General features: G+C 27.6%; 9 protein-coding genes and 2 pseudogenes. 9 read left to right on the top strand and 2 right to left on the bottom strand.

Annotated features, from left to right (window positions below):
• Nucleotides 1–599: 599 nt before the first annotated feature.
• A pseudogene (gene bsh, locus IGJ53_RS15095) lies at nucleotides 600–1,553 on the bottom strand (choloylglycine hydrolase).
• 1,628 nt (nucleotides 1,554–3,181) lie between these two features.
• On the opposite strand from bsh, the gene IGJ53_RS15090 reads away from it, so the two are divergent.
• The 7 genes from IGJ53_RS15090 to IGJ53_RS15060 all read left to right on the top strand — a co-directional run bounded on the left by IGJ53_RS15090 (nucleotide 3,182) and on the right by IGJ53_RS15060 (nucleotide 9,747).
• On the top strand, nucleotides 3,182–3,736 hold the full coding sequence (locus IGJ53_RS15090) for a tyrosine-type recombinase/integrase (protein ID WP_259742143.1): 555 nt from the start codon (nucleotides 3,182–3,184) through the stop codon (nucleotides 3,734–3,736).
• A gap of 592 nt (nucleotides 3,737–4,328) precedes the next feature.
• Complete coding sequence (locus tag IGJ53_RS15085) at nucleotides 4,329–4,460, top strand: hypothetical protein (RefSeq protein WP_259742144.1); 132 nt, start codon at nucleotides 4,329–4,331, stop codon at nucleotides 4,458–4,460.
• 788 nt (nucleotides 4,461–5,248) lie between these two features.
• Entirely contained in the window at nucleotides 5,249–5,425 is a 177-nt protein-coding gene (locus IGJ53_RS15080; protein WP_081201481.1) for a leucocin A/sakacin P family class II bacteriocin, read from the top strand.
• Between the two features lie 101 nt (nucleotides 5,426–5,526).
• Nucleotides 5,527–7,587, top strand: a complete 2,061-nt coding sequence (locus IGJ53_RS15075; RefSeq protein ID WP_259742145.1) for a peptidase domain-containing ABC transporter — start codon at nucleotides 5,527–5,529, stop codon at nucleotides 7,585–7,587.
• Nucleotides 7,588–7,646: 59 nt separating this feature from the next.
• Nucleotides 7,647–7,943, top strand: coding sequence for a bacteriocin immunity protein (locus tag IGJ53_RS15070; RefSeq protein ID WP_048340601.1), 297 nt, complete (start codon nucleotides 7,647–7,649; stop codon nucleotides 7,941–7,943).
• A gap of 411 nt (nucleotides 7,944–8,354) precedes the next feature.
• Nucleotides 8,355–8,564 (top strand): DUF3173 domain-containing protein, encoded by a 210-nt coding sequence (locus IGJ53_RS15065; RefSeq protein WP_038811063.1) that lies wholly within the window; start codon nucleotides 8,355–8,357, stop codon nucleotides 8,562–8,564.
• A complete protein-coding gene (locus IGJ53_RS15060) occupies nucleotides 8,557–9,747 on the top strand; it encodes a tyrosine-type recombinase/integrase (RefSeq protein ID WP_438750659.1) in 1,191 nt (396 codons plus the stop codon). Before IGJ53_RS15065 ends, IGJ53_RS15060 begins: the two co-directional genes overlap by 8 nt.
• A 64-nt stretch (nucleotides 9,748–9,811) precedes the next feature.
• On the opposite strand, the gene xerS is transcribed toward IGJ53_RS15060, so the two are convergent.
• Nucleotides 9,812–10,897, bottom strand: coding sequence for a tyrosine recombinase XerS (gene xerS, locus IGJ53_RS15055; RefSeq protein WP_259742149.1), 1,086 nt, complete (start codon nucleotides 10,895–10,897; stop codon nucleotides 9,812–9,814).
• 474 nt (nucleotides 10,898–11,371) lie between these two features.
• Here xerS and IGJ53_RS15050 point away from each other — a divergent pair, with 474 nt between their 5' ends.
• Both IGJ53_RS15050 and IGJ53_RS15045 read left to right on the top strand, forming a co-directional pair.
• The gene (locus IGJ53_RS15050; protein WP_259742147.1) at nucleotides 11,372–12,565 is read left to right on the top strand and encodes an ATP-binding protein; all 1,194 of its coding nucleotides are present in this window, start codon (nucleotides 11,372–11,374) and stop codon (nucleotides 12,563–12,565) included.
• Nucleotides 12,566–12,787: 222 nt separating this feature from the next.
• Nucleotides 12,788–13,013 (top strand): annotated as a pseudogene (locus IGJ53_RS15045) (addiction module antitoxin); the annotation flags it as partial.
• Nucleotides 13,014–13,068: the final 55 nt, after the last annotated feature.

Here is a 13,068-nt window from a genome sequence, read left to right as displayed (position 1 = left end):
ATTACAATCGTCTCAAGAGGAGCGATTCAGTCCATTTAATTTGGGAATGGCATCGTTATCTCGTTCCTATGAGAATACAAACACATAGAAAGATACGATTTTTTCTAGTGTACATTCTAATTCGAAACAGTTTTATTTCTTTTAAAGGATTACAAAAATATAAAGAAAAGTTCAAACCAAATTGGCAAGAAAATATGTAGTCTACAACAAAAAATCATTGTTTAAAGCATTATATTCTTGTTATTGCATTATTCACGAAAAAAAGTAATACATCAAATAACAATTATATTAAAAAAATAGTGGAACTGAATAAACTAGTCAATGAAATCTCCATAAGTAGTCTGAACTGTTAATAAAATTTAAATAATATAAACTTATGTTAAAATTACTTCGAAATCATGAACGTTATATGATTTCGGAGTACTTTATTGTTAATAGAAAACGTAATTTTTTATAGATATTAGGTTGTCAAGCTCTAGAATTATTCGATCTACTGTCCTAACGTATAATGATACCATCTGTTTATACTTTCCTTGTTGCTCAATAGATATACAAAACAATCAAGGTGGTTTTACTGATTAATTCATATACTTAATTTTTTATTCTCCTATTATTGGATAACTAATTAATTGCTCACTATCTAAATTCTCTCTATTTAGAACTACTGCCGTAATTTGGCTATTTTGATATGTTCGGTAATAATAAATACCCTTATCCATATTACAACAGGACGAATAGATTGTATATTCATATTCTCCATCACCTACATTACACAATCCCTTTTGTTGTTCAACAGATCCAAGAATATGAAAAAATTGACTAATACTTTCAGACTCAGAGCTACCAGATACTGAGTTGAGTTTAGTAAAAGTTGCTTTAACAAACCGAGAAACTGATGACAAATCTCCAGGTAATCCAATTCCCCCCATCCCACGACTATAATCTTGCAAATCGATTTTATTTGAAAAATTATTTTGGGGATTTTTGCTTGATAATACGCGATAATTATTCAAATTAAATAATTGATAATTAAACGAAGAATTATTGGTCAAAACGCCTACAGGATTATCATAGATATACAGCCCATCTGTTATATTTTCAATAACTATTGACTGATTTTTATCTGCTAATAGCCAATGTAATGGTGATAACGGGAGTTCTTCGCTAAAATTAATATTTGCTAAATTGATACTTTCTAGTCTTTTTTTAGCTTCTTCTACAGTTGCACATTGCCCTAAAATTCAAGGTATTAACTCGAAAGGGGAGACATTTTCTTTTCCTGATTGTATTGTTTGATAGTCTGCATAGCCAGCAAAGTTTAATCCTGCCATACTTAGCCCCTTTTCGTTTGTAGCATCATAATAAAGTGGATAACTTGCTATTCCAGCTGCAATTCCAATTATGGCATAATGTTTGTCTAAGTTATTGACCTTTCGAAATCCCAATGGATAATTTCTTGGAGTGATAGTAATTGCTTCATTGTAAGACACCTCGTAATCAAAGTTTCTTCCAAAATAATGATCCTTGGTAATATAAGTAATAGATGTACACATATTAAAATCCTCCGATAAATAATTAACCGTATTTATTAGACTATTTAGAACATGTTAAGAATAGTAACTATTTATTAGTGGAACAACATCTCTTATGATAAATAATTATAAAAAATATTAATTTAAAAAGTATATTACTAACATTTTTAAACAAACCAAGGATGTTTAGAAACAACTTATTCTTTTATTATTTACTTATAGAACTGCTATTATTCTTTATAATCACTTGTGTAATAGAAAAAGAAGCTAAAAATAGGATAAATAGCACCTAATAACCAATACAAAGGAAAAAATGGCTTTTATGATTTTGTTAAATTTATTAAAAAATATAAATAAAAACAAAAAAAATAAAATAGCATATATAGTCAAAAAAGTAGATAATAAGTATTATAAGATTATGTCATATGGATAGGTTCAATCTCTTTCTTTTTTAAGTAATTGTAAAATAAAAAAATTCTTCTATTTGGTTAATAAATAGAAGAATTTTTTTATTCAGAAGATAAATGTCCTATTTATGTCAATATTTAAAGAACGTCAAACTTTATATCAAGTAACAAATTGAACTATATTAAATTTTAACAAAACTATATAATACTATTTTTAATTATATGTCAGAAGAAATATCATAACAAAAAACGGTTAATACTTCAGAAATTATAGGTAAAAGTATTGCTATTAACCTAACGTTGAAGATATAGCTATTGAAGATAATGATTTACTTGAAACCAAATAAATGTATTTTCTTAAATCATGAATTTACAGAACTTATCAATAACTGTATTAATTACCTCAAATTATAAGATATGGTGTTCTTCAAAATCTTAGATGGTAAGTTTTAATAATCGGTTACTTAGTGGTTAGTTAAAGAAAGGAAATTCTTTTAATATAGACAAAAGTAACGAAGATAATATCCAGTGTTAAGAATTTATATCAATTTAAAAGGATGATCATAATTTAAAATAGTTAGCACAATACAAAAAATAAAGTACTACCAACTAAGGGTAGTACTTTATTTTTTGTATTTAAATTATATTAGTGTGCAATATTATACTACCAATAAACTACCATTTATTAGTAGTATAATATAAATAAAATAAGTGACTCCTTTATTAATTACGTTTAGTTTTTTTACAGGAAAAATTTAACGATATAGCTAATAATATAAATGAAGTCATTAAAACTTATTGTTTTTAATGATATAATGTATTTTTTATACTTTTGAGATTATAAACTTCTCGTAAAATAATAAAAAAATACTTTGTTAATGACAAACGTGTTAGCTCTTTTAATCATGTGTTCTTTATTTCACTTTGTAGTAAGGAGAGTCCTTAGTATATTATTCAAATTTAAATTTAATATAAATTAATTATGTAAACTAGGGGTTCTAAGAACTTCTACGGAGATCTGACCGTCTAAATTTTAAACAAAGGCTTAGAATCTTCATATAAGAAAAGGAAATTTTTTCGCATAAAAAATCAGAATATTCTGAGTTAATAAAATGATATAAAATCATAAACTAAACCCCTTGATTTCATTGACTTTTAAAAGTTTATATATATAAGTTCATGATTATGGTAAAATACATACATAATCATAAACTCAGAATATTTTTAAGAAGGGAAACAGTAGTGAGCTATAATGTACAACCATTAAGGACAAATGAAGAGATACAAGATTTTCAGTTTTGGCTAAGAAGAACAAGCAATCCGGAAAGAGATAGTTTTTTATTTTTGTTTGGAATCAATAATGGGTTACGTATGTCAGATATTATAGGATTAAAAGTTGGAGATATACGAGGTAAAAGTAAGCCTATTATTGTTGAACATAAAACAGGTAAGCGAAAACCGATTTTTATAGATAATTTGAGAGAAGAGATTTTATTATATACTGAAGGTAAAGAAGAAAATGATTGGTTATTTCCAAGTCGGCAGCAAGGTCGACATATAACAAGGGATCGTGTCTATCAGATATATGCGGATATAGCAGAAAAATTAGGAAGAGATGATATAGGAACACATACCTTAAGAAAAACTTTTGGGTATCACTACTACAAGAAAACTAGAGACATTGCTACCTTAATGTTTATTTTTAATCATAGTTCTCAATCGATTACTAAAAGATATATTGGAATAACAGAAGACGAAATCGGCGCTTCTTTAAAAGGCTTTAAACTAGGTGTTTAGTAAGTACATGATTGTAACAAAAATTAAGATATTGAATCAATCATCCTATTTCAAAAAGAATTAAAAACCTCCAAGATATTCTTGAAGGTTTTTTAGTTAGTTGAACTTCTTAAAATCAATGAAAAACAAACTTTTCAAAATTGTTTTTTTCTAATAAAATTCCAGAGATAAACATTTTTAAAGTATATCGTTTAGTTCTTCTAATAGTTCCATCTCTAATAAGTGAAATTTTTGCTTTATAAAATTCTTTTCTGTAAGCTAATTCGTATAAAAATTTTAGGACTTTTTTTCGAGATGTTGTATTATTGACATTTATCTTTTGCAAATTAGGATATTTTTTATTGAATTCATTTGGTCTTTCCAATTCTTCAAGTTTAAGTCGTTTTTTATTTTCCTTTTCTTCTTGTACTAAATATTATTCATATTCGGAAACAGTCATACCGTAGTTTTAGACGCCTTATTTTTTTGTACTCTTCCTCTAACATAAATGGCTGTTCCTATAGCTAAGCATCTTGTATTATAAGTAATTGTTCAAAGAAAACTACTGGGGTTGATTTCATCATTGATACTATTCGGGAGAAGGAAATTGATCATGAGCAAACTACTTAGTTTAATTGCAGGACCTAATAGACAATTCGCAGTGAACCAAAAATTACCATTGAAGCAGTGGTTATTTGGAATAGTAGGAACCAAATTAGATAAAAAAGCAAAAAATTTGTTGTAGAAAAACAATTATATTCTAATCCACAATTAAAGGAAAAAGAAAAATAAAGTTACTGACTATTATATGTATAAAAATAGTAAACCACATTTAATCAATGATAAAGAATTTGAACAATTGATTAAAGATAAAAGTAATCATTTCGAGAAAATTTATCAAGAATAATAAATAGAAATTAAGAACATTGCTTATACAGCAATTTTTTTATATAAAATTAGGAGAGGATTTGAATGGAGAAAGTAGAAAAAAAGTATGATATCATGATTGATCATAATCGTTTAATTGAATTGGAATTTAAATCTAATCAAGCTTCTAAAGAATAATGGGCAAACGATGAAGGATAGCGTAAGATAAATAGCAGTTTGCTTCTCTCTAATGATCAATTTTAAATTAGGTAGTTGATCACATGGTAAAAAAGTTAAGACATAAAGTATTATGACAAGAATATGAAGTGAATTTATGATTTGCATTTTTTATGGACGAATATATTTAAAAAATTTTTTGGTTAATTTCAATAGGGATAACTCAGTCTTTAAAGAGAAAATGAAATATTGTAATACTACGTAATTTCACAAAAAATATATTTACGATTATGATGCTAAAAATAACTTTTATGAATTCAAAATCTATGTTTATGAAATCCGGTTTCATATTCTATGAATTTAAAATTTTGGGTGACAAAAACGTTAGTTAAAATAACTTAAATGTAAGTTATTTTAATATAAATAATGTGCTACCATTCTAAATAAGAACAATTATATATTGTTCAAAAATGAAAGAAGGAATGAAGTATGGAAAAATTAACTGTGAAAGAAATGTCTCAAGTAGTTGGCGGAAAGTACTATGGTAACGGAGTATCATGTAATAAAAAGGGATGTAGTGTTGATTGGGGAAAAGCTATTGGTATTATTGGAAATAATGCTGCTGCTAATTTAGCTACTGGCGGAAAAGCAGGGTGGAAAGGTTAATTTAGTCATTTTGTTTTGTATATGAATACATTTTCGAACACTCATTCATTAAAATATATGGATGAGTATTCATATTTATAGGTGATTTTTTGAGAATAAAATTGATAAAACAATATAATGAAGTTGACTGTGGTATTGCTTGTATGCAGATGATCTTAAATAACTATCATTCATGGGTTTCTGTAGAAATATTAAGAGACTTAACAGAAACTGATTCTGAAGGTACCAGTGCATTAGGGATAGTGAGCGGTTTTTCTAAAGTAGGGATAAATTGTGAAGCATATAAAGCTCGCAATAATGTGTGGAAAGAAAATAAGTTTAATTATCCAGTAATTGCTAACATAGTAACAGATAATCAATATCTTCATTATTGTATTGTATACGGCGTAAAAAAAAATAAATTATTAATAGCTGATCCTGCAATTGGAAAATACAAAGAATCGATAGAAACATTTGATAAAAAATGGACTGGTGTTATTTTAGTACCTAAAAAAATGCCTAATTTCCAAGCTATAGATAATAAATCAAAAAGTATCTTTTCATCAATAAAGTTGTTAAAAAAACAATATAAAAAATTATTATTTGTAACATTTATTTCATTTATAATAACGATTATAGGGATACTATCTAGTTATTATTTTAGAATTTTGATAGATTGGTTGGTTCCTGATAGAGATTTTTTAAATCTTTTTATGATATCAATTAGTTATATTATAGGTATATTTATAACAACAATATTTGAAATAGCCAGAAGATATATTTTAGAAAAATTAGGGCAAGATGTAGGTAGAGATATTTTATTTAAATATTTAGAACATATTTTTGTTTTACCTGTTTCCTTTTTTTCTAAAAGGAAAACTGGAGATATAGTATCTAGATTCTCTGATGCTAATAAAATCATAGAAGCTTTAGCTAGCTTTACAATATCTATTTTATTAGATTTAAGTTCAGTTATAGTTGTAGGGCTGATACTGATTAACATTAATAAACAATTGTTTTTAATAACTTTAAGTTCTATACCTTTTTATATTATAATTATTTTAGGATCGAATAAAAAGATGATTCGATTAAATGTAGAAGAGATGCAAAAGAATTCAATATTAGATTCAAACTTTATTGAATCATTAAACGGTATATATACTATAAAAGCACTTTGTAGTGAGAAAAAAATTGTAAACCAAATATATAAAAGTTTAAATGATTTTTTTGATGTATCATTAAAACGAAATATGTATGATTCTGTAACTCAAAATTTAAAAATAATGATATCTTTTTTAACGTCGGCGTTTGTATTGTGGATTGGTTCATATGATATTATTAATGGTAAAATTACAATAGGAGAATTAATATCTTTCAATTCATTATCTATATTTTTCTCTGCACCTATACAAAACATAATAAATCTACAAGAAAAATTTCAAAAAGCACAAGTGGCAAATACTCGACTTAATGATGTATTTTCTATAGATCATGAAGACAAAGATAAGCTTATTCATTTGGAAAGATTACCTGAAAATTCAATAATTACATTTGAAAATGTATATTTTACTTATTCTTCCAAATATTCTAACGTATTAGATAATATAAATCTTTCTTTACCTCTAAACAAAAACATAGGAATAAAAGGTTATAGTGGGGTGGGAAAGTCAACTTTAGCACAACTTCTAGCTGGATTTTATGTACCAGATAGCGGGAAAATTTGTATAAATGAGAAAAATATTGAAAATATTAATAGAAAAGACTTACGTAAATTAATTACTTATGTTCCTCAAGAATCTTTTATTGTGAGTGGATCTATTAAAGATAATTTAGTTTTAGGTTTAGAAAGTGTCCCTAATGAAAAAGAATTTGACAAAGTATTGAAAGATACTTGTTTGTGGAGTTTTATTAATGAGCTTCCTCTGGGTCTTGATACGTACCTAGAAGAAAATGGAACGAATTTATCAGGTGGTCAAAAGCAAAGAATAGCTCTAGCAAGAGTTTTATTATCAGAAAGTAAAGTTTTATTGTTAGATGAAGCTACGAGTGCTCTAGATTCTAAAACTGAAATGCGAATTTTTGATAAGTTATTAACATACTCTAATAAGACATTAATAATGATATCCCATAACCTTAACTTAATAAACAAGTGCGATTTGATAATTGATTTAGATAAAAAGTGACTTCGAGAAATTATAATAAAATTATTTAAAAGTAAATTAAAATCAAGGAGGATTAATAAATGAGTAATTTAAAATGGTTTTCTGGCGGAGATGATCGAAGCAAAAGAGCAGAAATAATTATTACTGAATTATTAGATGATTTAGAGACAGATTTAGGAAATGATTCCCTTCGAATGGTATTGCAAACCTACCTTGGAAATCTGAAAAATGAAGGAACTTCAGTACCTTTAATTTTAAGTCGTATGAATTTAGAAATATCAAATGCAATAAAAAAAGACGGTGTATCTTTAAATGCAAAGCAATCAAAAAAATTAAAAGAATTGATGTCTATATCTAATATAAGATATGGTTATTAGTAATTTCCTTATTTCTTATATTAAATTAAAGATAATTAAATGAATAATAATTATACTTTAATATCTAAAATTATATGAAATATTTGGAAAACTATGAAATTTAAGTGTTCGCTAATAATTATTTCCTACTTTCAAGCTATTTGTAAACAAAAAGCAAATTTATTGACCCGTAAGGTCTAGGTGTGACCTTTATGACTAAGAGTAGAAATCAATCTGTTACAGATTTTGTAACAGAAAACCTCAAAAAAGTATATTTTTTAGAATTAGATTTCTAATGTGCATTTTTTGAGTATTAAGGAGCAAGTATACAAAAATTTATGAAGCTGATTAAATTTGAATAAAAATATGCAGGAACGCTACTATTTTTAGTAGTGTTCTTTTTTATATTTGAATAAAAAATGAGGTGTTTAAATGGTAGTTATAACAAAAAATGAATTAATGAAATTAGGTTATGGGAAGTATCAGTCTGAAAGAATCATACGACAGGCAAAAGCAATTATGGTTTCAAAAGGCTATACCTATTACGAAAATAGAAGATTAGGACTAGTACCTGTTGAATCTGTAGAAGAAGTTTTAGGTATGAAGATAGAGGTAGAGGAGGATTTTCAGAATCATGGTTAATTTTAAAAAAGATAAAAACGGGAAATATTATTTTACTGCTAGTTTGGGATTCGACAAACGAACAGGGAAAAGAGTACAAAAAAAACGTAGGGGATTTAAAACAATTAAAGAAGCAAAAAAAGCGTATGCCGAACTTATTTCTAATTATGGAAAAGAAGCAGAAACTTCTCAAAGTACTATGTTGTTTGAGGAGTTTTTTTATAAATTATTCCTACCTTATTATCAAGGGAAAGTGGAAGAAAGAACATATAAAAATCGGTTATCTACAATCAAAAAAACTTTTTCTTATTTCTTTAAAATGGAGTTAAGAGAAATACGTCCAATTGACATTCAAAAGTGGCAAAATAATTTATTGAGCAAATATAAAAACTCTTATGTAAGCAACATATATGGGATTTTTCAGATGTCATTAGATCGAGCAGTTGTTTTGGGACTACTTGAAAAAAATCCTGCAAAAGTTATTGGAAATGTGAAGAAAAGGAAAACTACAGTTGATTTTTGGACAAAAGAAGAACTTGAAAAAGTTATTTCAACTTTTTATATTGATGATTTGTACCAACATTTTGGTTTTATTTGTATTTGGTTACTTTTTATGACCGGTATGCGTTTGGGAGAAGCCACTGCATTAACTTGGAAAGATATTGATTTTGAAAATAAAAACTTGCGTGTGAATAAAACACTCTATTATAAGAGAGCCAAAACCTATGAGTTTGTAGAACCCAAAACAGCTTCTAGTATTCGTACAATCGAACTAGACGACGATACAATTACCTTTTTAAAAGCTTGGAAGGAGCGTCAAGTTTCAATAGGAGGCATGTCGTTTGTACTTTCTTATAATGGAACACCTACTCAGAAATATACAATCCGTCATATTATGAGAAGACATGCAACGATTGCTGGTGTTCATATAATCCGCATACACGGATTAAGGCATAGTCATGCTTCTTTGCTTATATCACAACAAAAAGATGCACTTCGAATTAAGGAAAGGTTAGGACATGCTGATGTACAAACGACTTTAGGAACTTATGGTCATTTGTATCTAAATTCATTGAGAGAGATAACAAATGATCTCATAGATTCTATCCCAACTAATTTTTCTAAAATCAAACCGACACCTATTTACGATGATAAAAAATTAATGATAAACAAAAGTAGGATCACACCAAAAGAAACACACTAGAAAAACTATAATACAGGCTTTTCTAGCGTGTTGTTTCTTGTTTCCGCCTATTTATATATTATACTCATAAAGCATTCAATGCATCAATTGTAGCTGCATTGTCTATATGGGTATATAAAGTAGTTGTATTGGTACTTGAATGTCCCAATTGTTGGGCAGTTAATACCAAAGAATTTGTCTGTTGATAGAGTCTAGTAGCTAATGTGTGGCGTAATTTATGTGGACTGACTTGGACTCTGAATCCTTTCGAATATTTTGCTACCATCCGTTCGATTGCAATACCGGATATACGCTTGGCTTCACCTTGGTAAATTGCTAGAAATAAAGCTTTTTCGTGTTCTTTTACTTTATATCGTTCTTTCCGAATAGCTAGATAATTAGCTATATATTCCATTGCGAATGCTGCTATATTGACCGCATCTCTCTTATTTCCTTTTCTTGTTACTACCACATTATTCTTATCTAAAGATAGGTCATCTATATTAATATTTACAACTTCGGAGAGTCTCAATCCAGATCCTAAAATCAGTGCATTGATCGCTAGGTCTCTTTCTACATCTCGATGGTAGTAAATCAAAGCTCGTTTGCTCAAAGTTTTTTTATATTCATTGGCAATATAATCTAGATAATTTTGTGTATCTTCGTCTAGAAATAATTTTTTCTCGATTGCGTTTGCACGGGCAGCTAACGTAGTTTTATCTGTGATAGTTGCTACTTGATCCATAGGATTATTGTCTAAGTATGGTTTTCCTAAAGGATTATTGGAACTTTTCGAAAGATATTTAAATAGAACCTTTAATGCTGTGATATTTCTATTGATAGTAGAAGTAGATAGACCTAAGTTATTATTATCTTTGAGCTTAGTTTTTGTTGTATCTTTTTTGACGTTTTCTTTTGCGCGACGTTTCAAATGAGATTTGTACAGATTTAGGTCATAGGCGGTTAACTGTCTTATCGAGGTGATTGAAGTATCAGGAACGATAGACTCACTCAGAAGCCATTCATAAAAGAGCTTATAATTTTTTAGATATTCTAAAGTAGTTCGAGGTGATTGATCTTTATCCTCACGATCTTGAACAAAATCTTTTATATAATCGGGCATATGAAGTATGATTGTATCTATTTTTTGATATATTTCTGTATTTTTCATGTTATTCATCCTTTCGATAAGTAGGGGAGAGGAGCATCCCTATAATTGGACTATACCAATCATGGACTGTTTTGTCAATTGGTATACTCTGAAATTTATTGATTTATTCAAAAAAAGCAGATAAATAGGTATAAATTTAATAATTTAAAATAAATGGTATATATGAATAGGAAGGGAAATAGAAGGGTGAAATCTAAATTTTTTGAATTTTCTTAATTAATTATATAAAAGAGCAATCTTTCTATATAATTGCAAAAAAAGAATTTTTATGATGATTATAACCATAAACTACTAGTGGGTAGGACAATGGTTTTCTTTTATGTTTCTATGTTAGTTAACGAATAAACTTACTATAAATCTAATTTTTTGAAGAAATTTTCAAATAAAACGTAAATAAAAAATTATTTGAAGGTAACTTCAAATAATGTATAATAAGAGATATATTTGAATACTTCATTAGGAAGGATGGGACTAATGTTTCAAAGACCGTATTATTTATCAAAACTAATCGAATTTAAAGATACAGATTTTATCAAAATCATTACTGGAGTAAGACGTTCAGGAAAATCAGTTCTCATAATGCTTTATAAGGAATATTTGATTAAAAATGGGATTGATAAAGATCATATAATATATATAAACTTTGAGAGTTTTACTTATCAGACAATTAACAATGAAAATATGTTGAGAGAGGCTCTGACTAAATTAATACCTCACGATGATAACAAAATTTATTTTTTGTTTGATGAAATCCAACTTGTTGAAGGATGGCAACGTGTAATAAATGGATTGCGTGTTAGCTTTAACAGCGATATAGTAGTTACTGGCTCTAATGCAAATATGCTTTCTGGAGAAATAGCTACACTATTAAGTGGTAGATATATCGAAATTCCTATTTATCCATTATCCTTTAGTGAATTTTTACTGTTTAAGAACATTGATAAGAACTCAAGATTAATTGATCAAGCATATGAAGAATATGAAAAATATGGTGGTTTTCCAAGTGTTGTTCTCGCTTATGAAAATATAAAAGATACAATCCTGTCTGGCATATTTGATACAATTGTTTTAAACGATGTCGCATTACGCTCAGGTATAAAAGATCCTGCTGTTTTAAAAGCCATTATTCGTTTTTTAGCCGATAATGTTGGTCAGCTAGTCAATTCTTCTAAAATAGCTAATACACTTAAAAGTGAAGGAATAAAAACAAGTGTGCATACCGTCAATCGATATTTAGATATGTTAGAAAATGGTTACTTGTTTTATCGTGCACAACAATACGATATTAGAGGAAGAGATTACCTGAGGACAAATGGTAAATATTTCATAGTTGATTCGGGACTACGCAGAAATGCCATAGGTAGAAAAGATGGTAACTATAGCAATAGACTAGAGAATATTGTTTATATTGAATTACTTAAACGAGGATATAGTATAGATGTCGGTAGACTTGATAATAAAGAAATCGATTTTATTGCAAAAAAATTAGATGAAACAGTCTACATTCAAGTCACTTATGAATTACCTCAAAATAACCATGAAACTGATAATTTACTTCATATAAAAGATAACTACAAAAAAATAGTTATCACAGGACGTTATTATGATACTACTCAAATCGATGGAATTCATATTATATATATTGTTGACTGGTTACTTGGAAAATAATAGAATTCTTTTTGGTAAACAAAATTTATCACAAACAAAAGCATATAATAAGCCATACTATCAGATAGGGCTTATTATATACTTTTTAATTTATAGATTCCCCAATTATACAGAAAGAACAATCTTTCTATATAATTAGACATAAGAGAGACTACGGTTGATCTGATATCAACAAACGTATATACCGGTATATACAAAGAAAAAAGGGGGCGGGAGAAGACTATGGCAATTAAAGAAAGAAAATTCAGAGAAGTGGTGCACTCAGTAGTTTTAACAATTTAAAAGGAATTTCTTAAAGAAAATGGTTTGCATCCTGGAGATACAATTTTTTTAGATGAGGAAAAAATTCAAGCAGCAATTCAAAAAAAGCTTAACTGCTGAGATTGATGTAGCAATATCTCAATCATCAACAAAGTACGATCCTGCCTTTCAAGAGCTTATTGATAAATGTTTATTCATTATAAAAATAAAAGAAAAATTTATGTCAGCTTTTTTCATCAAAG

It is taken from the genome of Enterococcus sp. DIV1283b (genome assembly GCF_051710965.1).
GTDB classification, from domain to species: domain Bacteria; phylum Bacillota; class Bacilli; order Lactobacillales; family Enterococcaceae; genus Enterococcus_B; species Enterococcus_B lactis.
Note: the sequence above shows the minus strand (reverse complement) of the source record. Positions and strands in the feature narration are given on the sequence as shown.